The following is a 24,778-nucleotide window of genomic DNA, read 5'->3' on the forward strand; positions in this document are numbered from 1 at the left end:
CTAGCCGCAAAGCGGTTAAGATTTCCAGATCGATTGCCCGCATCGCACGGTCGCCCTAGCGTGGATCGATGCCATCCGCCCCGTTTACCTCGCTCCCGTTCGAACGCTTCGGCACGACACCCCCGTCGAGCCCGGTGGTGATCTCCGTGCCGCATGCGGGCCGCGACTATCCACTTGCGCTGAAGACCGCGTTGCGCGTGCCGGTGGCCGGGCTGCTGCCGCTGGAGGATCGGCTCGTCGATGCGGTCGCCAAGGCGGCACGCACGCACCAGACCACGATCGTCCAATTGCGCGCCCGCGCTTGGATCGATCTGAACCGCAGCGAAGACGAACGCGATCCGCTGATCGACGAAGGGGCGGCAACGACTCCGCTGGCGCAGCAATCCGCCAAGTTGCGCAGCGGCCTCGGCCTCGTCCCACGCCGGACATCGGCTGCCGGCGATCTCTGGGCGCGGCGGTTCACCGATGCGGAGATCACCACGCGGATCGTCGAGGATCATCGCCCGTATCACGACGCGGTCGGTGCAGCGCTCCAGGCGGCGCGCGCACGGTTCGGGATCGCGGTGCTGCTCGACGTGCATTCGATGCCGCCACTTGCGCCCGGCGGCCCCCGCATCGTGATCGGCGACCGCTTCGGCCATGCGGCGGATGGCCGGTTCGTCGACGTCGTCGAAGCGGCCTGCGTCGCGCACGGCTTTTCGGTCGCGCGCAACGCGCCGTATGCAGGCGGGCATATCCTCGAACGGCACGCCGCGCCCGGCACCGGGATCCACGCGATCCAGCTGGAACTCGACCGCACGCTGTATCTCGATCGCAAGCACCATGCGCCGGGCGCGGGATTCGCGCGCGTCGTCGACCTCGTCCGCGTCATGCTGGACGCGCTGGCGGAGGAAGCCCGCTTAACGCCGCTGGCCTTCGCCGCGGAATAACCCGTCAGTCGGTCATCGCGCCCAGCAGGTCCGCGATCTTCGCGCCGCGTTCGACCGGATCGGGAATCGTCTCGCGCGCGATCCACCGCCCGGTCTTCTCGACCAGCTCCTCCAGCGGTTTCGCCGCGTGTCGATCATGCGGGGTGAACGCAATTGCCGCCGGCCCTGCATCGATCCGCTGGATGCCAGCCTGCCGCGCGAGCATCCGAATCCTGGCGACGTGCAGCAGGCGCTGCGCCGGATCGGGCATCGCGCCGAAGCGGTCGTCGAGTTCCGCCTCGAACCGATCGAGCGTCGCCACGTCGGCGATCCGCGCAAGCCGCCCGTACAGCGCCAGCCGGACCTCCTCCTCGGGGATCCAGCCCTCGGGCAGGCTGCCGCCCAGCTCGAGATGCAGCTCGGGCACCCAGTCGTCGATCGGCTCCCCGCCGTCGTGATCGATCCGCGCCTGCTGCAACGCCCGCGCGAACAGGTGCTGGTACAGGTCGATGCCGATCAGCTTCATGTGCCCGGCCTGCGCCTCGCCGACCAGATCGCCCGCGCCGCGCAGATCGAGATCGCGTGCGCTGATCGCGAACCCTGCCCCCAACCGGTCGAACGCCTGAAGCGTGTTCAACCGCTTCAGCGTCGCCGGCGCGATCGTCGCATCGCCATCGGTCAGCAGCATCACCTGTCCGCGCCGCCCGCCGCGACCGACCCGCCCGCGCAACTGATGAAGCTGCGACAGGCCGAACCGGTCGGCGTGATGAACGATCATCGTATTCGCCCGCGGCACGTCGAGCCCCGCCTCGATGATGTTGGTGGCAAGCAGCACGTCGCCGTCGCCCGCGGCAAACGCGACCATCGCCTCGTCGATCTCGGCCGCGGGCATCTTGCCATGCGCCTGCACCAGCCCGAGTTCGGGCACGAGCTTGGCGAGCCTGGCCGCGAGCGGCGCCATGTCCTCGATCCGGGGCACCACGACGAAGCTCTGGCCGCCCCGCGCGCGTTCGCGCCGCAACGCCGCGCGGACGACGCTGTCGTCGAAGCTGGAGACCGCGGTGCGGATCGGCTGGCGACGCGCAGGCGGGGTCGCGATGATCGACAGGCCCTGCAGACCGACCATCGCCGATTGCAGCGTGCGCGGAATCGGCGTCGCGCTTAGCGTCAGGACATGCCCGGCGCCCAGGTCGTGGAGCTTGGCCTTGTCCGCGGTCCCGAACCGCTGTTCCTCGTCGATCGCCACCAGCGCCAGATCGCGGTAGGTCACGCCCTTGCCGGCGATCGCGCCGGTCCCGATCACGACGCCGATCGATCCGTCGGCGAGGCCTGCACGGACGCGCGCCTTGTCGGTGCTGCTCGACAGCCGCGACAGGCCCGCGACGACGATCCCGGTGCCCTCGAAACGCTTGGAGAACGTCTCGATATGCTGGCGGACCAGCACCGTCGTCGGTGCGGCGATGGCGACCTGCCGCCCGGCGAGCGCGACGGCGGCGGCCGCACGCAAGGCGACCTCCGTCTTGCCGTAGCCGACATCGCCGATCACCAGCCGATCCATCGGCTTGCCGCTTGCGAGATCGGACAGCGTCGTCGCGATCGCCCGCGCCTGATCGGGCGTCTCGGTAAAGGCGAACCCGGCCGCAAAGCGCTCATAGGCCGCCCGGTCGGGTTCGATCGGATCGGTCGTCCGCGCATCGCGCTCGGCGGCCAGCTTGGCGAGATCGCGCGCGCTCTCGGCGATCGTCGCGTCGATCGCACCGCGGCGCTTCTGCCACGATGCGCCGTCGAGCGTATCCAGCGTCACCGCGTCCTCGTCGGCCCCATAGCGCCAGATCCGGTCGGCCTCCGCGACCGGCACGAGCCGGCGTCCGCCCTTGGCATATTCGAGGACGATCGCGTCGCCGCCCGTATCGGGCAGCGCCTGCAAGCCACGGACGATCCCGATCCCGAACGTTTCGTGGACAACGACGTCGCCACACCGCAGCTCGCTCGACAGGATCGATTGCGCGATCCGACCGTCGGACATCTCATGGCTGCCGGCGCGGCCGCCGAGCAGATCGGCGGCCGCGACGATGGTGACACCGGCGACGACGAACCCACGATCGATCGGCGCGTCGAGCAGCAGCGCCTGTCCCGGCTTGGTGGCGAGCACACCGGCCCAATCGTCGACCGGATCGAACGCGGTCTTCGCAGCGCGCTCCAGCCGAGGCCGCAGGAACCGCAGATCGCGCGACGACCCGGCGATCACCAGCCGTCCGTCAGCCAGCACATCCTTGGCAAACCGGGCAAAGGCGCGGGTCGGATCGCGGCGTTCGATAAAGCGCGGCGGCAGATCGTCGGCGATCTCGAACGCGGTCGTCTCGCGCCCCGCCATTGCTGCGGCCCAAGCCTTGTCGAGGACCAGTTCGGCAGCCGCCTTGCGCCGCGGCAGACCATCGGCAGCGACCGCGAGAAAACGCTCGCGACGACGTCCGGCATCGGGATCGAGCGCAACCGCCGCGCCGGGCAGATGCGCGAGGATCGTCGCGCCCTGTTCGACGGCAGGCTCGGTCGCGCGACCGATCTCGATCGCGTCCAGATCGCCCTGGCTCAACTGCGAGACGGGATCGTAGCGGCGCAGCGACGTGATCCTGCCATCGGCGAACTCCACGCGGACGGGCAGATCACGATCGACCGGAAAGATGTCGACGACACCGCCGCGCACCGCGATCTCGCCGGGTTCGTCGACGCGGTCGTCGCTGACATAGCCGATCTCCGCGGTGGTCGCGGCGAACGCATCGAGATCGATCGTATCGCCGGGCGCGAGCCTAGGCGGGACGACGTCGAACATCGCAGGCGCCGGATAGCGTACCGCGGTGGCCTCCGCGGTCGTCACCAGCAGGATCGATGCGCGCTCGGCTTCGACGCCCGCGCGCAACCGCCGCAACGCCGCCACGCGCAGACCGACATTGGCCGGCGATGCGGGCGCGTCGTCGCCAGGCAGCGCATCGCTCGACGGCAGGTGGACCACCAGCGCGGCAGGCGAAAGCGCAACGACGATCGCGGCAATCTCGGTCGCGCGCCGATCGTCGGACGCGATGTAGACGAGGTTAGCGTCCGCCAGTCGCTCGGCGATCGCGGTTGCCAGTGGCGCCACCGCGATCGCCTCCATCGCGATGCCGTGTTCCTGCTCGACCTGCGGACTGACCTGAAGCACCGATACGCATCCTTATCCTCGGCCCTTGCCGGGCTCGCATGAGGACAGAACGTGAGGCCTATCGGCGCGTTCCTGACCGCTTATCGTCGATCAAGGCATTTGTATCCTGCGTTACTTGGGCGCGCAAAATCGATCCTCCGCGCGTATTACCAGGCGAACGCGGGAACGATCGTGCGGCGGCCGACCAGGAAGGCATCCGCGACGAGCCGCAACGGCGTGACGTCGACCGCGCTCGACCGGGTCCGTACCAGCTCGGCGAACTTGCCGTACAACCGCGCATATTCGGCATCGGGCGCCTTGCTGACGTCGCCGTCCACCTCCAGCACCGATCCGCCCATCCGCAACGTCAGTCGACCGCCATCGGTGTCGACGACGATGTCCCATTGCTGCGGCCCTTCGTGGAGGAAATCGAACGCAGCAGTCACCGGCACGCGCGCACCCGCCGCCCCGTCGCACGACAGGCGCAGGTCGGCAGCGAGCGGCGACATCCGCCCCTCAGGCACGTGCATCTCGGCATCGTCGACCGTCCAGCCGCCGGGCAGGATCTCGGTCGCGATCGACAGCGCGTTGATCCCCGGATCGAACACGCCGAACCCGCCGGCCTCCAGGATCCAGTCCTGGCCGGGGTGCCAGCGACGAATATCCTCACGCCAGTCGATCGTGACGCGCTCGACCCGCCGCCCCTCGAGCCATTTGCGCGCCGGCGCGACGCCCGCCGCCTCGCGCGAATGCCAGGTCGCGAACAGCGTCCGGCCCGCGGCGACCGCATGCGCCTCGATCCGGGCGACCTCCGACAGCGTCGCGGCAGGCGGCTTTTCCATCATGACGTCGAGCCCGGCATCGATCGCCGCCATCGCGATCTCGGCACGGCCGACCGGCGGGGTGCACAGCGACACCGCGTCGAGGTCATGCCCCGCCGCCACCAGTTCGGCGATATCGCGGTAGTTCGCGACGCCGTCGACCACCGCGTTGCGACTGACCGCCGCGACCAGTTCGAACCGGGGATCCTGCGCGATCGCCGGCAGATGCTGGTCGCGCGCGATCTTGCCGACTCCAACGATGGCGAGGCGGATCGGCTTCGGGGACGACAGGTCAACAGCCATGCGGGAATCCTCTAAGATTTGTCTTACTTTTCATAGGGGGCAGGAGGTCGGCGATCAACGGTAACCCGCATCACTCCGTCTTGCGAAACGTCACGCTGGCGAAACGCTTTCACCAAGGTTTTCGCCAGTACGGACCGACATGCAGCGCGTTGGGCGCGCCAATTCAAAACGACAGCCCGCTCTTCCTTGTTCTCCCGCGAAGGCGGGAGCCCAGTCCGGGTCCCCGCCTTCGCGGGGAAACATGCTATCCAACGGCGACTGGTTCGGGATCTGCCGCCCACAACCCAGGACTTTCAGGATCTGCGGTGCCATAGATGATCAGTCACGCACGACGGACAACAGGAAGCCAAACCGAACGATACGCCTCAGTCCTCGCCAATCAGCACCAGCACGTCGCCGATGATCCGAGTCATCGCCACCCTCGCCGCACCCGCATCGCGCGCGATGATCGCATCGGCCACCGCGGCATGGTCGGCAATGTTCGCCGATCGGCCCTTGATCCGGTTGGTAAAGCGGATCGACGTGCGCAGCGCGGTCGACACCACCGACTGGAACTGCGCGTAGAACGGGTTCTTCGACGCGCGCAGGATCGCGACATGGAACGCGATATCGGCCTCCAGCGGATCGGTCAGCCCCGCTTCGCCCGCCTCCATCTGCGTCAGCCCGCCGCGGATCGCCTGCAGGTCCGCCGCGTCGCCGAACCGGGCCGCCAGCGCCGCCGCCTCGGGTTCGATCGCCACGCGCAACTGGTTGAAGTGCCGCAACAACTCGACCGAGAACTTGCGCTCCAGCGTCCAGCGCAGCACGTCGGTATCGAACAGGTTCCAGGCGCTGGCTGGCTGCACCACCGTCCCCTGACGCGGTCGCGCGCTGACCAGGCCCTTTGCGGTCAGCATCTTGACCGCCTCGCGCGTCACCGAGCGACTGACCCCGTGCGTCTTGGCGATCTCCGCCTCGGTCGGGAACGGCCGCGTCTCGTAGCGCCCGGTCACGATCGCCCGCCCCAGCGTGTCGAGCATGCCGTGGGTGAGGTTGCGACCCGCGACGGCGCCGGGCGGAAATGTCTCGCTGTCTGTCATGTCGGTAGCCATCGCCCGAGTTCTGACGCAACATGCCCCTGCTGTCACGTTTCCAGGCTCCTTACTGGACTTGCTCCTATTATCGTATAAATATCTGGCCAGATGCGATCGCAAGATCGGGCTAGAATCGAGAGCGTGACCATGAGCCCATTTATCGCCGTCGACTGGGGCACGACCAACCGCCGTGCATTCCGGATCGAGGACGGCAGCGTGGTCGCGACCGAACGCGACGATCGCGGCGCCGCGACCGTCGCTGCCGACGAGTATGAGGCGGAGGTCGCGGGCATTCGCGACCGGCTCGGCGACCTGCCGATGCTGCTCGCCGGGATGGTCGGATCGAACATCGGCTGGCGCAGCGTACCCTATGTCGCAGCGCCCGCGGGCCTGCCGCAGATCGCCGCCGCGCTCGACCGGATCGACGCGCGCACCGCGATCGTGCCGGGCCTGTCGTACCGTGACGGCCTGCATGCCGACGTCATGCGCGGCGAGGAGGTTCAATTGCTCGGCGCGGTTGCCGCCGGACTGGTTCCACCCGACGCGCTGCTGTGCCAGCCGGGGACGCACTGCAAATGGGCGGCCGTCGAAGCGGGCGCGATCGTCCGGTTCACCACCGCGATGACCGGCGAACTGTTCGCGCTGCTCCGCGCGCACGGCGTCCTCTCGCGCCAACTCGGCCATCCGGTCGCGTCGGGGGCGGCGTTCCTCGAAGGCGTCGCGGAAGGCGCGAAACGCGATCTCGCCGCCAGCCTGTTCGCGATCCGCGCGCGCGGCGTGCTCGGGTTGGCCGACGACGCGGACGCCGCCTCGTTCGCGAGCGGACTGCTGATCGGCGCGGATACCGCCGCGCGGATCGAGCCCGGCGCGATCGTCCATATCCTCGCCGATCCCGCACTCGGCGCGCTGTATGCCGGCGCGATCGATGCGCTCGGCGGCACTGCACACCATATAGAGAGCCAGGCCGCATTCGTAGCCGGCATCACTCGCATCCAGGACCTTGCCGCATGACCGACCACCGCCAGGCCTTCGACGCCGCCTTCGCCAAATGCCCGCTGATCGCGATTCTGCGCGGGGTGAAGCCCGACGAGGTCGAGGCGATCGGCGAGGCACTCGTCGCGGCCGGGTTCACGATCCTCGAAGTGCCGATGAACTCGCCCGATCCGCTCGACAGCATCGCCCGGCTGGCGCGTAAGCTCGAGGGCCGCGCGGTCGTCGGTGCCGGTACCGTGCTGCGCGTGGAAGACGTCGAAGCCGTCGGCGCGGCGGGCGGCACGCTGATCATCGCCCCCAACGCGAACCTGCACGTGATCGCCGCGGCGGCCGAGCGCGGCTATGTCGCGCTGCCCGGCATCGCCACCCCGACCGAGGCGTTTGCCGCACTCGACGCAGGCGCCGCCGCGCTGAAGCTGTTCCCCGCCGAGGCCTCCAGCCCGACCGTCCTGAAGGCGATGCGCGCGGTCCTCCCCAAGGATACGCGCGTGCTGCCGGTCGGCGGAATCGTGCCGGAAGGCATGGCAGCCTGGACTCAGGCGGGCGCAGCCGGGTTCGGCCTGGGCTCCGCCCTTTACGCGCCGGGAATGACCGCAGCGGACGTCGGCGCCCGCGCCGCCGGGTTCATCGCGGCGTTGAAGGCCGAGTAACGGGCCTTCCTCCCCCCGCCCCCACCCCCGTTCATGCCGAGTAGCGACCGAGTAGCCCTGCAAAGGGCGTATCAAGGGCGCGTATCGAGGTACAGGTTCCCCGCGCCAACCCGTCCTTCGATACGCCGTCTCGATACGCTCCTTACGGCGCTACTCGACGGCCACTCGGGACGAACGGAAACAGGGTAACCCTGCAGAGGGTAACCCTACTTCCCCCGCCTCACATACCGCCGCCCCAGAAAATCGAACGCGGGCAGCGCCTCATGCCGGCCCAACCCGAACCACGCCGCGTTCTCCCAGTTGGACCCCGTCCCCCAACGCGTCTTGCACCCGGTCGAGACCCAGCCCGGCTCCCAATACACCACGCCGATCCCGCCCGCATCGACCACCGTCTGCGTCAGGTCGACGAGATAGTCGCGCTGCCCGATCGGCGTCGCGGGATAGCCCGGCAGCAGCGAATCCGCACCCAGCAGATCCGGTGACGCGTCCTCGCCGACCGGACTGAACGGATAGGCGGTCTCGACGACGATCACGTCCGCCTTGTACCGCGCCTTCGCCGCCGCGATCGTCGCGCCCAGTTCGGCGGGAGTCCGCGTCGACCATTTGCGGTAATAGCTGATCCCGATAACGTCGAAATCGCGCACCCCCGCCTTCGCCGCATCGTCGAACCACGCCGCGACATGCTCGGGCTGCGCGATGTGCAGCATGATCCGCGGGTTGATCGTCGCAACCTTCCCCGCGTCGCGCACCGCCTTGATCCCCGCGTTGAGCAACGTCGCATTACGCGTCCAGTCGATCGTGCGATCCTTCACGCCCCCCATCAGTTCGGGGTTCGTCTCGTTGCCGACCTGCACCATCTCCGGCATCAAGCCCTGAGCGTCGAGCGTGCCCAGCACATCGCGCGTGTAGGCATACAGCGCCTTCGCCTGTCCTGCGGTGTCGAGCTTCGCCCACGCCGCCGGCACGATCTGCTTCTCGCCGTCCGCCCAGTCGTCCGAATAATGGAAGTCGAGCAGCACCTGCATCCCCGCCGCCTTCGCTCGCCGGATCGTCTTCGTCACATCGGCGAGATCGCTGTATTCGTCCACTTCGCGTCTTTCCAGATTCGGACGCGGACGATGTTTCCGCCCTTCGCCTTCATCAGCGCGAACGGATCGACCGGCTTGCCGTTCGCGCGATAGACCGCGCCACAATTCTCCATCTCGTTGACGTAGGACAGGTCGGCACCGAGGTAGAGTCCGCTGGCCGGCTTGGGCGCGAGCGGCTGCGCGGTCGCGGTCGAGGCGAGCAGCACGAGGCCGAGGGCGATACGACGCATCAACGGTCTCCCGCGGGCATCGCCATGATCCGCAGCGAAGCGGGCTTGATCCCCTCGCCGCTTACCCGCACCGCAAACGGCCCCGGCTGCTCGCCGACCCGGACGATCGCCTGGGCGAGCCCGTGGAACGCGCGGCGCTGCGTCGCGACGTCGGGCTCCAGGCTGGTCGGATCGCCATTACCGACCCCCATCACCGCCGCGCCGCCGCTCGTCTCGAACCGCAACAGCGTATCCGCATCGGGTACCGGCCGGCCGCGCGCATCGACGATCTCCGCCTTGAGCATGACGACATCGTTGCCGTCCGCCTTCGCCACGCGCCGATCCGCGGTCAGCCGCACCGCTGTCGCCGCCCCCGCAGTCTCCCGCACCGACGCCGCCACGCGCCGCCCCGCGCTGAAGCCACGTGCCTCGAGTCTGCCCGGCGCATAAGGGACGCTCCACGCGAGATGCCCGTTGCGCGGCATCGGTTTCCGCCCGAGCGACCGCCCGTTGAGCAACAGTTCGACCGCCTCGCAATTGCCGTGCGCCCAGACCTCAATCGGCTGCCCCTCGCGGCCGGGCCCCATCTTTTCCGGCCACGTCCAATGCGGCAACAGATGGACCTGCGGCAGATCCGGTCGCCACCACGCGCGATAATAATGGAAATTGTCCTTCGGGAAGCCGCACGTGTCGAGCACGCCGAAATAGCTCGATATGCTCGGAAACTGCGCGAACGGCGTCGGCTCGCCGCGATAATCGAATCCGGTCCAGATGAACCCACCCGCGATATACGGCCGCGTCGCCGCGATCGACCACCAGGCTTCTGCCGTTGACGCCCACCACGGATGTTCGGTGTCGTACGCGCGCACCACATGCGCCGTGGCGTCGTTGAAATACGCCCCCCTCGTGCTGACGGTGCTGCCGGTCTCGGTGCCCATCGTCGGCACGTCGGGAAAGCGCTGGTGGAACGCCTCGATCTTGTCGGTGCGGTAATTGAAGCCGACCACGTCGACCACCTTCGCCGCACCCGTGTCCCAGCTGTTGTCGAACGCAAACGTCGTCGCGCGGGTCGGATCGAGCTTCCGCACCGCCGCCTGCATTTCGGCGGTGATGCGCGCGCCCTTGGCCGAGCCCTGTTGCGGCTCCTCGTTGCCGAGCGACCAGGCGATCACGCTCGGCCGGTTACGATCGCGGCGGACGATGCGGTCGAGCTGCGCCATCGCCTCGTCGTCGCTGCTGTTGAGCCGCGCCTCGACAATCATCATCATGCCCGCCGCGTCGCACACGTCGAGCAGCGCGGACGCCGGCGGGTTATGGGCGCTGCGCCACGCGTTCGAGCCCATGTCCTTCAGTTGCGCGACGCGCCACGCATGCAGCGCATCGGGGATGCCGGTGCCGACCCCTGCGTGATCCTGATGATTGCAGCTGCCGAGCAGCTTGACCGGCGTGCCGTTGAGCAGAAACCCGCGCGCGCCATCGAAATGGATCGTGCGGATACCGAAGCGCGTGTCGTACCGGTCGACCACCCGACCACCGATGACGATCTCGGCTTCGACGGTATACAGCTTGGGCGTCTCGACCGACCACAGCACCGGTGTCGCGACGTGCGCCTGCTGGTCGAGCACGCGCCGCTCGCCTGCCGGCAGCGTAAAGCGGGTTTCGGGCAAGTCCGCGACCGGGCGGCGATCCGGGCCGACGATCCGCTGACGCACCACGCCCTCGACCGCCGCATCGCCGCTGTTGAGGATTTCGGTCGCGGTCGACACCTGCGCGCCGTCCGACCCCACCTCGGCACGGACCACGGTCCCCCATTGCGGGACATGCACCGGATCGGCGCGGACCAGGTCGACATGGCGATAGATCCCCGCGCCTTCGTAGAACCAGCCCTCGCCCAGCGTTGCGTCGACACGGACGGTCACGACGTTGCGGCCGCCGTCGTAATCGAGGAAATCGTCGATCTCGACGCGGAACGGGGCGTAGCCGCTCTCGTTACGCCCGACGATGTGGCCGTTCACGAAGACGAGGCAGTCGCGGAACACGCCGTCGAATTCGAGCCACAGCCGGCGTCCGCGATCCGCTGCGGTGACGGCGATCGGACAGCGATACCAGCCGATGCTGTTGGCGGGAAAGTTGCGGCCGATCGCCTTGAACCCGTGCGCGGCGACGGCGTCCTCGGTATCCTTCGACGCCGGCGTTGCAGGCGCTGCGAACGGCAGCGCCACCGCCCAGTCGTGCGGCACGCGCACCTGTTGCCACGCGCCGTCGTCGAACGCCGGCAGCGCCGCATCCGCAGTCGCCGCGCCCGCCTTGGCGAAGGTCCGCTGGTTGCGTCCGAAGCCGAAATCGCGGTCGAGATCCGCCGCATGGCCGAGATGGAAACGCCAGACGTCGAGCCGCTCCGTCGATCGTGGCGAGCGCGGTACAGGCGCTTGCGCCGCCGAGCCCGCGAACGCTGGCGTGGCGGCAACGGTGAGCGCAGCGGCGCTCTGGCCGAGCACCGCACGGCGAGTAGGATGTGGCAATCAGTCTCTCCCGGTTTTATTTATCGGATAAACTACGCCAAGCGATTGCGCGAGCGTGATTTGCGCCGACGTGCTCATCGCGGGATCGTCTTCGGCCGACGTTGCGACTAGGGCGACACGATGATGTTCGCGGATCACGTCAGAGACCTTGCCAACCTCGCCGCAGCGGATCGTCGCCGAACGCTCGCCCCCCGCTGCGGCATCGATTTCGCCTCGAACGACTATCTCGGTCTCGCCGGATCGGACCGGCTGCGCGCATCGATGATCGAGGCCCTGTCGCGCGGCGTGCCGGTCGGCTCGGGCGGATCGCGGCTGTTGCGCGGCAATGCGCCCGAGCATGAAGCGCTGGAGGCGGACGCCGCGCGGTTCTTCGGGACCGACGCGGCGCTGTTCTTCGCGAGCGGCTATGTCGCCAACACGATCCTGTTCGCGACGCTGCCGCAGCGTGGCGACCTGATCGTCCACGACGCGCTGATCCACGCCAGCGCGCACGAAGGCATGCGTCTTACTCGAGCGACCTTCGTAGCCGCTGCGCATAACGATGCCGACGCCTTCGAGGACGCGATCGCCGCGTGGCGCGCGTCGGGCGGCACAGGGCGCGTGTGGATCGCGGTCGAGAGCCTCTACAGCATGGACGGCGACCAGGCTCCGCTCGCAGCGCTCGCCGAAATCGCAGACCGCCATGACGCCGTCCTGCTGATCGATGAAGCGCACGCAACAGGCGTGTTCGGCACCGACGGCCGCGGGCTGGCCGAGGGACACGATGGCCGCGAGAACGTCATCAGCTTGCGAACCTGCGGCAAGGCGCTCGGCTGCGAGGGTGCGCTACTCTGCGGTCCCGCGGTGATGCGCGACTTCATCGTCAATCGCGGGCGCGGCTTCATCTTCTCGACCGCGCCGTCGCCGCTGATGGCGCTGGCGGTCGGCGAGGCGTTGCGGATCGTTGCGGACGAACCGGCGCGGCGGAAGAACCTCTGGAATTTGATTGCGACGGCCGAGCGCGTGCTTGCTCGATACGGTGTAGCCGCGACCGGGTCGCAGATCCTGCCGCTGGTTCTCGGCGATGCCGCGCGCACGATGCGCGTCGCCGGCGCGATCCAGGCGGCAGGGTTCGATGTGCGCGGCATCCGTCCGCCGACCGTACCCAAGGGCGGATCGCGTCTGCGGATATCGTTGACTCTCAACGCGACCGTTGCGGACATCGAGGCGTTGGGAACGGTCATGGGAGAAGCGTTGCAATGACGATCGTCGTTACCGGGACTGACACCGATATCGGCAAGACCGTGTTCGCCGCCGGGCTCACCGCGGCGCTTGGTGCGCGCTACTGGAAACCGGTGCAGGCCGGGCTCGCGGACGGCAGCGACGCAGCATCGGTCGTAACGCTCGGCGTCCCCGCGGACCGGGTCCTGCCCGAAGCGTACCGGCTGACGACCCCCTGCTCGCCGCATCTCGCCGCCGAGATCGACGGCGTCACGATCGACTCTGACCGCCTCGCGCTACCTCAAATCGACGGACCACTGGTCGTCGAGGGCGCAGGCGGCGTGATGGTCCCCATTACACGCGACCTGATCTTCGCAGACCTGTTCGCGCGGTGGAACACGCCGGTCGTGCTCGTCGCGCGCACCGGGCTCGGCACGATCAACCACAGCCTGCTCTCGATCGAGGCACTGCGCAGCCGCGCTGTCCCCATCCTCGGCATCGCCTTCGTCGGCGACGCGGTCGAGGATAGCGAAGCGACCATCGCCACGCTCGGGAAAGTCCGCCGGCTTGGCCGCCTGCCCCGCCTCGATCCGCTGAACGCCGCCACCCTGGCCGAGGCGTTCGCCGCGAACTTCGATCTGGAGGCGTTCCGGTGAGCGACTCCCCCGTCTGGCACCCCTTCACCCAGCACGGCCTGCGCGAGCCGATCCCGCTCGTCACGCATGCCGAGGGCGCCGCGCTCTATACGTCGGACGGACGGCGGATCGTCGATGCGATCTCATCCTGGTGGGTGACCACGCATGGCCACGCCAATCCGAAGATCATGGCGGCGATCGCAGAGCAGGCGGGCAAGCTCGACCAGATCATCTTCGCCGGCTGGACGCACCAGCCCGCCGAAGACCTCGCGCGCGGACTGACCGCGATCATGCCGCCCGAGCTTACGCGAGTTTTTTTCTCGGACTCAGGCTCGACCAGCGTCGAGTGTGCGCTGAAGATGGCACTCGGCTACTGGCTCGACCGCGGCGAGGATCGCCACCGCATCCTGGTGCTCGAACACGGCTATCACGGCGACACGATCGGCGCGATGTCGGTCGGCGCGCGCGGCGTCTACAACCGCGCCTACGCGCCGCTGCTGTTCGACGTCGGCACGATCCCCTTCCCCGCCGCCGGGCACGAACAGGCGGCGCTCGACGCGCTGGAAGCCGCCTGCGCCGAGCATCCCGCCGCGTTCATCGTCGAGCCGCTGCTGCTCGGCGCCGGTGGCATGCACATCTACGCGCCGCACATCCTCGCCGAGATGCGGCGGATCTGCGCGCGCCACGACGTCCTGTTCATTGCCGACGAGGTGATGACCGGCTGGGGTCGCACCGGCACCTTGCTCGCGTGCGAGCAGGCAGGCGTGGTGCCCGACATCCTTTGCTTGTCGAAGGGTCTGACCGGCGGCGCGATCCCACTCGCGGTGACGATGGCGACCGAGGCGATCTACCAGGCGCATTACGGCACCGACCGCGCGCGGATGTTCTTCCACTCTTCTAGCTACACCGCCAACCCGATCGCCTGCGCCGCCGCCAACGCGAACCTCGCGATCTGGCGCGACGAACCCGTGCGCGAGCGGATCACAGACCTCGCCGCACGCCAAGCCTCGCGGCTGGAAGCCCTCGCCCGGCATCCTCGTATCGCGAACCCGCGCCAGATCGGCACCATTACCGCGGTCGAACTCCGCGGCGAGGACGGCTATCTGTCGCAGATCGGCCCTCGCCTGCTCGCGTTCTTCGGTGGGCGCGACCTGTTGCTCCGCCCGCTCGGCAACACCGTCTACGTCATGCCGCCCTATTGCATCGACGACCACGATCTCGACCGAGTCTACGCGGCGATCGCCGAAGCATGTGACACGATCGGGCAAGACTTCTGACGCTATTGCTGCATTGCAGCAACAAATGATGTACATGCGACGTTGAGATAAGATCGCGGCTGAGTACGCTGGCGACGAAAGGCTCGAGTCACGTGAGAAACATCGCCGATACCCTCGCCCGCATGGCGCGCGCCGGAGCACCGACCCCGCGCGACACCGCGCCCGGCCGCCTGACGCCGCTGACCGAGTTCGGGACCAACCCAGGTGCGCTGCTCGGCTTCAGCTACGTTCCCGCCAACCTGCCAGCGAACGCGCCACTGGTCGTCGTCCTCCACGGCTGCACACAGACCGCGGCCGGGTATGACCACGGTTCAGGCTGGTCGAAGCTCGCCGATCGCGCGGGCTTCGCGCTGGTCTTCCCCGAGCAGACGCGTGCGAACAACCCTAACGTCTGCTTCAACTGGTTCGCCTCGGAGGACACCGCACAGGCGGGCGGCGAGGCCGAATCGATCGCGCAGATGACCGAGACGATGATCGCGCGCCACAACCTCGACCGCAGCCGCGTGTACGTGACCGGCCTGTCGGCGGGCGGCGCGATGACGATGGCGATGCTCGCCACGCGCCCCGACCTGTTCGCAGGCGGTGCGGTGATCGGCGGGCTAGCCTACGGCACCGCCACCGGCGTGTCGCAGGCGCTCGACCGGATGCGCGGGCACGGTGACGCCAGCGATACCGCGCTGGTCGACTTGGTTCGCAGCGGCGCGCGTGGCCACGACGGACGCTGGCCGACGCTCGCGATCTGGCACGGCGGCGCGGACGCGACGGTGAGCGTGGCGAACGCAGACATGATCGCGCGGCAATGGCGCGGCATCCACGGCGTCGACGCAAAGGCCGTGCGGACGGAGCGGGTAGGCACCGCCGTCCACCGGATCTGGTCCGACGCACATGGGCGTGACGTCGTCGAGGACTGGACCGTCCCGGGCATGGGCCACGGCACGCCGATCGATCCGTTGCACGGCGAGCGGCTCGGCGCCCCGGGGCCGTTCATGCTCGATGTCGGGCTTTCGAGCACGGCGGTGATCGCGAAGTCCTGGGGCTTGGTTGCAGCTGGGAGGACGGCGACTGCGGTCAAGCCCGCACCAGTCGAACGCGTCGCCAAGATCGCTATCCCCGTGCCACCGAAACCTGCGGCGAAGCCACGCGCCGAAGCGCCCGCCGGTATCCAAGCGACGATCGAGAATGCCCTCCGCGCAGCCGGGTTGATGCGGTAAAAGCCACTATTGGCTAGCGCTTATGTTGACGCGCCTACCAAACCCCAACCGTCATCCTGACGAAAGTCAGGACCCAGAGCCAAACAGGACACCATCAGTTAACCTGGATCCTGACTTCGTCAGGATGACGGAGTGGTTGGGAAGGGTCACGCGATCGACCAGAGTCCGTGCAAACCGCATCGCGCCCTGATCCTCCCCCGCCAAGGGGAGGTGGCAGGCACTTCGCCTGACGGAGGGGGCGGCATGGACAACCATAGTCGCGCGTTTTCATCCTCCGTCACCTAACGCGCCTGCCTAACAAGCGAGGATCGACGCGAGTAATCGACAAGCCGCCCAACCCGGCTAAAGCCTGCGCATGACGTCCACCCCGCCCCGCCCCTGGCGCACCGAGTTCGCCGCCACGCTAAAACTCGCCTGGCCACTGGTAGCGACCAATCTCGCCCAGGCACTGGTCGGCGCGACCGACGTCGCAATGCTGGGCCGGCTTGGCTCCGACACGCTGGCGGCGGCGACGCTCGGCCTCAACCTCTACCTCGTCTTCCTGATCTTCGGGATGGGCCTCACCACCGCCGCCGTCCCGATGATCGCACGCGAACGTGGCGCACGCCCGCACGCGGTGCGCGATATTCGGCGGACCGTGCGCCAGACGATCTGGGTCGCCGCAACGCTCTGCCTGCCCTCGTGGATCATCCTGTGGAACGCCGAACCGATCCTAGTCCACCTGCTCGACCAGGACCCGGCGCTAGCGCACGAGGCGGCACGCTTCGTCCGCGCGGTGATGTGGGGAATGCTGCCCAGCCTCTGCTTCCTCGTACTCCGCGCGTTCGTTGCCGCGCTCGAGAAACCCGCCTGGTCGCTGGTGGTGATGGTCGGGCTGCTGGTCGTCAACGCCGGGCTCAACTGGCTGCTGATCTTCGGCCACGCCGGTCTCCCCGCGCTCGGCCTGCTCGGGTCGGGGATGGCGAGCAGCATCGCCAACGGTCTCAGCTTCGTCGCGATGGCGGTGGTCATCGTCTATGCCAGGCCGTTCCGCCGCTATCGCCTGCTCGGCCGGTTCTGGCGCGCCGACTGGCCGCGATACCGCGCGGTCTGGACGCTCGGCCTGCCGATCGCGATCACGCTCGGGTTCGAGTCCACCGTGTTCATCGCCGCGGTGTTCCTGATGGGCCTGCTCGGCACCGTGCCGCTCGCCGCGCACGCGATCGCGATCCAGATCGCCAGCGTCACGTTCATGGTCCCGCTCGGCATCGCCCAAGCCGCCACCGTCCGCGTCGGCCTCGCCTCGGGTCGCGGCGACCGCGCAGGCATCGGCCGCGCCGGCTGGGCCGCGTTCGCGATCGGCGAAGGCTTCATGGTGTTGACCGCAACGCTCCTAATCCTTGCACCACAAATGCTGATCGGCATCATCCTAGACGTCGACGCGCCCGCTAACGCACCCGTCGTCGCGCTGGCGATCTCGCTGCTCGCGGTCGCCGCGGTGTTCCAGGTGGTCGACGGCGCGCAGGTGATCGGCGCAGGCATGTTGCGCGGGCTCGGCGATACCAAGGTGCCGATGCTGTTCGCCGCGATCGGCTATTGGGGGATCGGCATCGGCGTCGGCGCATGGCTCGCGTTCGGCAGAGGCTGGGGTGGAGTCGGCATCTGGACCGGCCTCGCGACCGGATTGGCGGTAGTATCGGTACTGATGATCGCCCGTTGGCAGGCACGCGAACGACTTGGCCTCGGCTAAGGCTCGGCTGGCCTCTTTGTCCGACAATAAGGATACATAATCGCGCGAATGTGTTAACGTGTGTTAAACCATAGGAGCGTGACATATGCCTGATCAAGACCGCATCGTCGCGATCGGGTTGCTCACGCAGCGCGACGTCTTCGCGCTTGGCCATGACCTGTCGCGCGTCTATCCGATCGACGAGATGCCGTGCTTCGGCAGCCTGCTCGGCGCGATCGACGACGCCGATCGCGCGTTCCACCGCGCGCGCGATGCGCAGCAGCTTGCCATTCCTCTTCGACAGAGCGCAACCTCGCGCGCATAGCGGCGTTCGAGACCCGCTGCCCCGCGGAGATCGATAATGACGCTGCCTACTGAAATGCTGTTGCTGGGCTGGTCGATGGTCCTGCTGTTCGCCTACGTCATGATCCAGGGGCAGACCGCGACGCGCGACCGCGGCCTCGACTGGAACGCCGGGCCGCGCGACGGCGAGCAGAAACCGCTCGGCGAGATGGCCGGCCGCGCCGAACGCGCGCTCAAGAATTTCCAGGAAACCTACCCGGTCTTCGTCGCGCTCGCGCTTGGGCTGGCGGTGACCGATCGCACCGGCGGGCTCGGCGCGATCGGCGCCTGGCTCTGGTTCGGCGCACGGATCGCCTACATCCCGCTCTACCTGTTCGGCATCAAATATGTCCGCAGCCTGTGCTGGACGGTGTCGATCCTCGGCCTGCTCCTGATGCTGATCCGCTTCCTCTGAGGCTCAGAGCGTGCGGATGATCGCCGAGAAATCGAGTCCACCCTGCCCGGCCTCGGCAAACGCCTCGTAACGCTCGGCAGCCTTCGCGCCCATCGGCGTATCGGCACCGGTATCCTTCGCCGCCGCCATCGCGAGCCGCAGGTCCTTGAGCATCAGCGCCGCCGCGAAGCCGCCCTGATAGTCGTGGTCCGCGGGCGTATCAGGGCCGATCCCAGGCAGCGGCGCGTACGTCGTCATCGACCAACTCTGCCCCGACGACACGCTGGCGATATCGTAGAACGCCTGCGCATCGAGCCCGAGCTTTTCCGCCAGCACGAACGCCTCGCAGGTGGCAATCATCGTCGCGCCGAGAATCATGTTGTTGCAGATCTTCGCCGCCTGCCCCGCACCGTTCGCGCCCGCGTGGATCACCGCCTTGCCCATGTCCGCGAGAATCGCCTGCGCGCGGTCGAACGCCTCTGCCGACCCACCGACCATGAACGTCAGTGTTCCCGCATTCGCTGCGCCGATCCCGCCCGAGACGGGCGCGTCGACCGCGACGAGACCCTTGGCCTGCGCAGCGGCCGCGACTTCCTTGGCGGTGGCGACGTCGATCGTCGAACAGTCGATCAGAATCGCGGAGGGCGAAGCGACGCCGAATACCGCGTCATAGACCTCGGCGACATGCTTGCCGGCGGGGAGCATCGTCACGATCGCCTCGGCGCCATCGGCGGCCTCGGCAGCGGACGCGACCGGCAGGCAGCCGGCGGCCTTCGCCTTGTCCAGAGCGTCGACGCTCAGATCGAACGCGCGGACGTCGTGGCCCTTCTTCGCGAGATTCGCCGCCATCCCGCCGCCCATGTTGCCGAGCCCGATGAAACCGATCCGTGCCATGTTCTCTCTCCTAATCTTGCTCCCCTCCCGTTCACGGGAGGGGTTGGGGGAGGGCAGCGCCGCAAACACGTCGCGCGTGGTCGCGGCACGCCCCTCCCCTGACCCCTCCCGCAAGCGGGAGGGGAATTACGATCATTTCCCCGTCCAGGTCCCGGCGCGCTTCTCGACGAATGCGGCCATGCCTTCGCTCTGGTCCGCCGTCCCGAACAGCCCGTGGAACAGCCGCCGCTCGAACTGCACGCCCATCGCCAGCCCCGTCTCGAACGCCGCGTTGACCATTTCCTTGTTCGCCAGCACCGCCAGCGGCGCCATCGCCGCGATCGTCGCCGCGGTCTTCACCGCCTCCTCGACCAGACTGTCGGCGGCCACGATCCGCGACACGAGCCCCGCGCGCTCCGCTTCCTCGGCATCCATCATCCGCCCGGTCAGGCACATCTCCATCGCCTTGGCTTTGCCAACCGCGCGCGTGAGGCGCTGCGATCCGCCCATGCCAGGTGACACCGCCAGCTTGATCTCGGGCTGGCCGAACTTGGCGGTATCGGCGGCAAGGATGAAGTCGCACATCATCGCCAGCTCACACCCGCCGCCGAGCGCATAGCCCGCCACCGCCGCGATGACCGGTTTGCGCGTCCGCGTAAAATTCTCCCAGCCCGCGAAAAAGTTGCTCGCGTACATCTCGGCGAAGCCCTGCGACTGCATCTCCTTGATGTCCGCCCCCGCCGCGAACGCCTTCGCGCTCCCAGTCAGAACCGCACACCCCTGCGACGCATCCGCATCGAACGCGGCAAACGCAGCGATCAGGTCGGCAAGCACCTGCGAATTCAGCGCATTCAGCGCCTGAGGCCGGTTCAGCGTAACGAGCGTGACGCCACCGCGCTGCTCGACCAGGATCGTTTCGTAGGTCATTCACTTACTCCTTGTATCCCCGCGAAGGCGGGGACCCAGTCTGGGCTCCCGCCTTCGCGGGAGAACATTAAGCGGGTCAGCCGGGCGTCCACGCTTCCGCTTCAGGCAACGGCGCGAAAATCTGATCGATCACATGATCGGTCACATCCTCGGGCGTCGCCGGATCCCAGCGCGGTGCATTGTCCTTGTCGACGATCACCGCGCGCACACCCTCGATGAAGTCATGCCGCTGCACGACATGCGCGCCGACCGCATATTCCTGCCGCATCTCGTCCGCGAAACTCGCCATCCCCGCGCCCTCATGGAGCAGGCGAAGCGACACCTTCATCGTCTGCGGCGACTTAGTCTTCAGCGTCGCGAGCGTCTGCGTCGCCCACTCCCCACCATCGGCGTCGAGCGCAGCGTAGATCTCCTCCAGCACGTCCGACGCAAACAGCCGGTCGATCTCGTCTTTGCGCGCGAGGATCTTCGCGTCGGGTGCTGGCGTCGCCAATGCGTCCAACACACCCGCGATATCCTGCGGTGTCTCCGCAATCTGCGCCTTGGCCGTATCGAGCGTATCGCTCGCCAGAAAATGCGTCGCCAGCCCGAGCGCGAGACACTCCGCGCCATCGAGCCGGTGCCCGGTCAGCGCGAGATACTGCCCGATCCGCCCCGGCAACCGCGACAGATACCAGCCGCCACCGACATCCGGGAACAATCCGATCCCCGTCTCCGGCATCGCAAACTTGGTGTTCTCCGTCGCAACGCGAAACCGGCACGGCAGCGCGAGCCCGACGCCGCCGCCCATCGTGATCCCGTCCATGAACGCGACGATCGGCTTGGCATAGGTGAAAAGCCGATGGTTCATGCGGTACTCGGCATGAAAGAACGCCCGCGCCTCGACGCCATCGGTCGCGCCCGAGGCTGCAAGCATGCGGATATCCCCGCCAGCGCAGAACCCACGCCCCTCGGCATGATCGACCACGATCGCCTCGACCGCCGAATCGCCACGCCACGCCTCCAGCGCCTCAAGCACGCCTTCGCACATGCCAAGGTTCAGCGCGTGCAAAGCCTTGGGACGATTGAGTCCTACCCGGCCGATAGGCCCTTCACTGTCGACGATCAGATCATCGGTCACGACGATTGCTCCACTGCATAAGCTCTTCGCGCCTTTGCGCCTTCGCGCGATCAAAACCTTCTTGTTCACGCGAAGGCGCAAAGGCGCGAAGATCAAGATACCAGCTGCGCAGACTCACTGCCGCGTCAGTTCGCGACCGACGATCATCCGCATCACCTGGTTCGTCCCCTCGAGGATCGAATGCACGCGTAGGTCGCGCCAGAAGCGTTCGATCGGATAGTCCTGCAAATACCCATACCCGCCATGCAGCTGCAACGCGCGGTCGACCACAGACGAGCCCGTGTCCGTCGCCAGCCGCTTCGCCATCGCCGCGAACTTGGTCTTGTCGGGCGCGTTCGCCGTCACCTTCGCCGCCGCGATGTACAGCAGAGCCCGCGCCGCCTCCAATTCGGTCGCCATGTCCGCCAGCATGAACTGCGTGTTCTGGAAATCCGCGATCGCCTTCCCGAACTGTTTCCGATCCTTGGTATACGCGATTGCCTCGTCGAGACACCGCTGCGCACCACCAAGCGAACACGCACCGATGTTCAGCCGCCCGCCATCGAGCCCCATCATCGCGATCCGAAAGCCCTCGCCTTCGCCCCCGACCATGTTCGCCGCCGGCACGCGGACGCCGTCGAAGATCACCTGCCGCGTCGGTTGCGAATGCCAGCCGAGCTTCTTCTCGTTCGCCCCGAACGACACGCCCGGCATGTCCTTCTCGATCACCAGGCAGGAAATGCCCTTGGGCCCATCCTCACCGGTGCGGACCATCGTTACATACACCTCGTTCTCGCCCGCGCCCGAGATGAACTGCTTCGAGCCCGTCACGATCCAGTCGTCGCCGTCGCGCACCGCGCGTGTCTTGAGTGCCGCCGCGTCAGAGCCCGAGCCCGGCTCGGTCAGGCAATAGCTCGCCAGCCGGTCCATCGTCACCAGATCGGGCAGATACTTGTCCTTCACCGCGGCCGATCCGAACCGATCGATCATCCACGCCGCCATGTTATGAATGCTGATGAAAGCGGACGTCGAAGGGCACCCGTACGACATAGCCTCCATGATCAGCGCCGCCTCCAGCCGCCCGAGCGCGATCCCACCGCTCTCCTCGCTGACATAGATCGCCGCGAAACCGAGTTCCGCCGCGGCCTTGATCGTCTCGCGCGGGAAGATGTGCTTCTCGTCCCACTCGGCCGCATGCGGCGTGATCCGGTCGGCGGTGAACCGGCGTGCCAGCTCTTGGATTTCGCGCTGGTCGTCGGTGAGGTCGAACTGGTTGGTCATAGGTCTCTCTTCCGTCATGCTGGGCTCGACCCAGCATCCAGAGCCAGGAACGCCGAAACCTGTGGTTCTGGATCCTGACTTTCGTCAGGATGACGACTTGGGGGAATGATGTGGCTAGGCAACCGGCGGTCTATATCATGGCAAGCTGGCGTAACGGAACGCTCTACATCGGCGTGACGTCCGACCTGATGGCGCGGATCGTTCAGCACCGCGAGGGCGCATTCGCTGGGTTCACAAAGCGATACGCGGTCAACCGGCTGGTGTGGTTCGCGATGGCGGACACGATGGACGCGGCAATCACCCGCGAGAAGCAGCTCAAGGTCTGGAAGCGTTCCTGGAAGATCGAACTGATCGAAACGGATAACCCGACGTGGCGCGACCTGGCAGAGGATTGGGGCTTCGAACCCTTACCCAACCACCGCCCGTCATCCTGACGAAAGTCAGGATCCAGAGCCAAGAGCGTAGCGCCTCGTAACTCTGGATCCTGGATCAAGTCCAGGATGACAGGATGTGGGGATGGCAACCTCCTACCCCATCGTCGGAATAACAAACGCGTCGTTATTCCGCGCAGGCCCGCCATCCTCGGCCATAGCCGGCAGCGCAGACCCGTCCGGCCAGCGCTGCGTGATCGTCTTGACCTTGGTCCAGAACTTCATGCCCTCCATGCCGTGCTGGTTGGTGTCGCCGAACGCCGAGCGCTTCCAGCCGCCGAAGGTGTGATACGCGACCGGCACCGGGATCGGCACGTTGATGCCGACCATGCCCACATTCACCCGCGCCGCGAACTCGCGCGCCGCGTGACCGTTGCGGGTGAAGATCGCGACGCCGTTGCCGTATTGATGCTCGCTCGGCAGGCGCACCGCCTCCTCGAAATCGGCGGCGCGGACGATCTGGAGCACCGGCCCGAAGATCTCCTCCTTGTACGCCGACATCTCCGTCGTCACGTGATCGAACAGCGAAGGCCCGATGAAGAAGCCCTTTTCATGCCCCTGCAACGCAAACCCGCGACCATCGACGACCAGTTCCGCGCCCTCGTCGACGCCGGTCTGGATCCAGTTCTCGATCCGGGTGCGATGCGCCGCGTTCACGACCGGGCCGTAGTGCGCGTCGTTGTCGGTCGACACGCCGACGCGCAACGCCGCGATCGCCGGGATCAGCTTCTCGCGGAGCGCAATCGCGGTCTTCTCGCCGACCGGAACCACCACCGGCAGCGCCATGCAGCGCTCGCCGGCGCTCCCGAATGCTGCGCCCGACAGGTCGGCGACGACCTGGTCGAGGTCCGCGTCGGGCATGACGATGCCGTGGTTCTTCGCGCCGCCCATTGCCTGGACGCGCTTCCCCGCCTCGACGCCGCGGCGGTACACGTAATGCGCGATATCGGACGAGCCGACGAAGCTGACCGCCGAGATCGCCGGGTGATCGAGGATCGCGTCGACCATCTCCTTGTCGCCGTGGACGACCTGGAAGATCCCCTCGGGCAGCCCCGCCTCGACGAACAATTCGCCAAGCCGCACCGGCACCGACGGATCGCGCTCGCTGGGCTTCAGGATGAACGCATTGCCGGTGGCGATCGCGACTCCGCTCATCCACAGCGGGATCATCGCCGGGAAGTTGAACGGCGTGATCCCCGCGCCAATGCCTAATGGCTGGCGCATCGAGTACACGTCGATCCCCGGCCCGGCACCCCGCGTATATTCGCCCTTGAGGATGTGCGGGATGCCGCAGCAGAACTCGATCACCTCGAGCCCACGCTGGATATCGCCCTTCGAATCCGCGATCACCTTGCCGTGTTCGGACGACAGCAGTCGCGCGAGTTCGTCCATGTTCGCTTCGACGAGCCGCTTGAACTCGAACATGACGCGGGCGCGACGCTGCGGGTTGGTCGCGGCCCACCCCGGCTGCGCCTTCTGCGCGGCCGCAACCGCCGCATCGAGGTCCTTCGCGCCCGACAGCCGCACGCGCGCCTGCACGTCGCCCGAATTAGGGTCGAATACGTCGCCGAAGCGCTCGGCCGTGCTGGCCGCACCGCTAACGAAATTCTCGATAGTCCGCATGGCATCCTCTTCTTGTTGCACGCATCGTCCGCCAT

The 24,778-nt window shown here is 67.5% G+C and carries 20 protein-coding genes and 1 pseudogene; 11 read left to right on the forward strand and 10 right to left on the reverse strand.

Annotated features, from left to right (window positions below; all coding sequences use genetic code 11):
* The first annotated feature begins 68 nt into the window (after positions 1–68).
* Complete coding sequence (locus C8J47_RS09875; RefSeq protein ID WP_121885529.1) at positions 69–929, forward strand: N-formylglutamate amidohydrolase; 861 nt, start codon at positions 69–71, stop codon at positions 927–929.
* 4 nt (positions 930–933) lie between these two features.
* Here C8J47_RS09875 and C8J47_RS09880 read toward each other — a convergent pair whose 3' ends face one another.
* The 3 genes from C8J47_RS09880 to C8J47_RS09890 all read right to left on the reverse strand — a co-directional run bounded on the left by C8J47_RS09880 (position 934) and on the right by C8J47_RS09890 (position 6,286).
* Positions 934–4,059, reverse strand: a complete 3,126-nt coding sequence (locus C8J47_RS09880) for a TRCF domain-containing protein (protein ID WP_121885837.1) — start codon at positions 4,057–4,059, stop codon at positions 934–936.
* A 191-nt stretch (positions 4,060–4,250) separates the two neighbouring features.
* Complete coding sequence (locus C8J47_RS09885; protein ID WP_121885530.1) at positions 4,251–5,207, reverse strand: Gfo/Idh/MocA family protein; 957 nt, start codon at positions 5,205–5,207, stop codon at positions 4,251–4,253.
* 365 nt (positions 5,208–5,572) lie between these two features.
* The gene (locus C8J47_RS09890; RefSeq protein ID WP_121885531.1) at positions 5,573–6,286 is read right to left on the reverse strand and encodes a FadR/GntR family transcriptional regulator; all 714 of its coding nucleotides are present in this window, start codon (positions 6,284–6,286) and stop codon (positions 5,573–5,575) included.
* Between the two features lie 141 nt (positions 6,287–6,427).
* On the opposite strand from C8J47_RS09890, the gene C8J47_RS09895 reads away from it, so the two are divergent.
* Positions 6,428–7,291, forward strand: coding sequence for a 2-dehydro-3-deoxygalactonokinase (locus C8J47_RS09895; RefSeq protein ID WP_121885532.1), 864 nt, complete (start codon positions 6,428–6,430; stop codon positions 7,289–7,291).
* The gene (locus C8J47_RS09900) at positions 7,288–7,923 is read left to right on the forward strand and encodes a 2-dehydro-3-deoxy-6-phosphogalactonate aldolase (protein WP_121885533.1); all 636 of its coding nucleotides are present in this window, start codon (positions 7,288–7,290) and stop codon (positions 7,921–7,923) included. Before C8J47_RS09895 ends, C8J47_RS09900 begins: the two co-directional genes overlap by 4 nt.
* Positions 7,924–8,129: 206 nt before the next feature.
* Here the strand turns inward: C8J47_RS09900 and C8J47_RS09905 are convergent.
* Together C8J47_RS09905 and galA are read right to left on the reverse strand one after the other, a co-directional pair.
* Positions 8,130–9,241: pseudogene (locus C8J47_RS09905) on the reverse strand (arabinogalactan endo-beta-1,4-galactanase).
* A complete protein-coding gene (gene galA / locus C8J47_RS09910) occupies positions 9,241–11,742 on the reverse strand; it encodes a beta-galactosidase GalA (RefSeq protein WP_220683366.1) in 2,502 nt (833 codons plus the stop codon). Before galA ends, C8J47_RS09905 begins: the two are co-directional and overlap by 1 nt.
* Positions 11,743–11,862: 120 nt before the next feature.
* Here galA and C8J47_RS09915 point away from each other — a divergent pair, with 120 nt between their 5' ends.
* The 7 genes from C8J47_RS09915 to C8J47_RS09945 all read left to right on the forward strand — a co-directional run bounded on the left by C8J47_RS09915 (position 11,863) and on the right by C8J47_RS09945 (position 18,530).
* The gene (locus C8J47_RS09915; protein WP_121885535.1) at positions 11,863–12,984 is read left to right on the forward strand and encodes an 8-amino-7-oxononanoate synthase; all 1,122 of its coding nucleotides are present in this window, start codon (positions 11,863–11,865) and stop codon (positions 12,982–12,984) included.
* Positions 12,981–13,598, forward strand: a complete 618-nt coding sequence (bioD, locus tag C8J47_RS09920) for a dethiobiotin synthase (RefSeq protein WP_121885536.1) — start codon at positions 12,981–12,983, stop codon at positions 13,596–13,598. The genes C8J47_RS09915 and bioD overlap by 4 nt, the downstream gene beginning before the upstream one ends.
* A complete protein-coding gene (locus C8J47_RS09925; protein ID WP_121885537.1) occupies positions 13,595–14,854 on the forward strand; it encodes an adenosylmethionine--8-amino-7-oxononanoate transaminase in 1,260 nt (419 codons plus the stop codon). Before bioD ends, C8J47_RS09925 begins: the two co-directional genes overlap by 4 nt.
* A 122-nt stretch (positions 14,855–14,976) precedes the next feature.
* A complete protein-coding gene (locus C8J47_RS09930) occupies positions 14,977–16,065 on the forward strand; it encodes a PHB depolymerase family esterase (RefSeq protein ID WP_183129087.1) in 1,089 nt (362 codons plus the stop codon).
* 355 nt (positions 16,066–16,420) lie between these two features.
* Positions 16,421–17,794 (forward strand): MATE family efflux transporter, encoded by a 1,374-nt coding sequence (locus C8J47_RS09935; protein ID WP_121885538.1) that lies wholly within the window; start codon positions 16,421–16,423, stop codon positions 17,792–17,794.
* Positions 17,795–17,879: 85 nt separating this feature from the next.
* Positions 17,880–18,098: a hypothetical protein gene (locus tag C8J47_RS09940; protein ID WP_056055220.1), complete on the forward strand. Its 219-nt coding sequence runs from the start codon at positions 17,880–17,882 to the stop codon at positions 18,096–18,098.
* Between the two features lie 36 nt (positions 18,099–18,134).
* Positions 18,135–18,530, forward strand: a complete 396-nt coding sequence (locus C8J47_RS09945) for an MAPEG family protein (protein WP_121885539.1) — start codon at positions 18,135–18,137, stop codon at positions 18,528–18,530.
* Positions 18,531–18,533: 3 nt separating this feature from the next.
* Here the strand turns inward: C8J47_RS09945 and mmsB are convergent, their stop codons facing one another.
* The 4 genes from mmsB to C8J47_RS09965 all read right to left on the reverse strand — a co-directional run bounded on the left by mmsB (position 18,534) and on the right by C8J47_RS09965 (position 22,689).
* Positions 18,534–19,403, reverse strand: a complete 870-nt coding sequence (gene mmsB / locus C8J47_RS09950) for a 3-hydroxyisobutyrate dehydrogenase (RefSeq protein WP_121885540.1) — start codon at positions 19,401–19,403, stop codon at positions 18,534–18,536.
* Between the two features lie 132 nt (positions 19,404–19,535).
* Positions 19,536–20,309, reverse strand: a complete 774-nt coding sequence (locus C8J47_RS09955; RefSeq protein ID WP_121885541.1) for an enoyl-CoA hydratase — start codon at positions 20,307–20,309, stop codon at positions 19,536–19,538.
* Positions 20,310–20,385: 76 nt separating this feature from the next.
* The gene (locus tag C8J47_RS09960) at positions 20,386–21,429 is read right to left on the reverse strand and encodes an enoyl-CoA hydratase/isomerase family protein (protein WP_121885839.1); all 1,044 of its coding nucleotides are present in this window, start codon (positions 21,427–21,429) and stop codon (positions 20,386–20,388) included.
* A gap of 114 nt (positions 21,430–21,543) precedes the next feature.
* On the reverse strand, positions 21,544–22,689 hold the full coding sequence (locus C8J47_RS09965) for an acyl-CoA dehydrogenase family protein (protein WP_121885542.1): 1,146 nt from the start codon (positions 22,687–22,689) through the stop codon (positions 21,544–21,546).
* A gap of 110 nt (positions 22,690–22,799) precedes the next feature.
* On the opposite strand from C8J47_RS09965, the gene C8J47_RS09970 reads away from it, so the two are divergent.
* A complete protein-coding gene (locus tag C8J47_RS09970) occupies positions 22,800–23,123 on the forward strand; it encodes a GIY-YIG nuclease family protein (RefSeq protein WP_121885543.1) in 324 nt (107 codons plus the stop codon).
* 93 nt (positions 23,124–23,216) lie between these two features.
* Here C8J47_RS09970 and C8J47_RS09975 read toward each other — a convergent pair whose 3' ends face one another.
* Positions 23,217–24,743 carry a CoA-acylating methylmalonate-semialdehyde dehydrogenase gene (locus C8J47_RS09975; RefSeq protein WP_121885544.1) on the reverse strand — a complete coding sequence of 509 codons (1,527 nt, stop codon included), beginning with the start codon at positions 24,741–24,743 and terminating at the stop codon, positions 23,217–23,219.
* Between the last annotated feature and the right edge of the window lie 35 nt (positions 24,744–24,778).

The organism is Sphingomonas sp. PP-F2F-G114-C0414, assembly GCF_003688595.1.
Taxonomy (GTDB): domain Bacteria; phylum Pseudomonadota; class Alphaproteobacteria; order Sphingomonadales; family Sphingomonadaceae; genus Sphingomonas.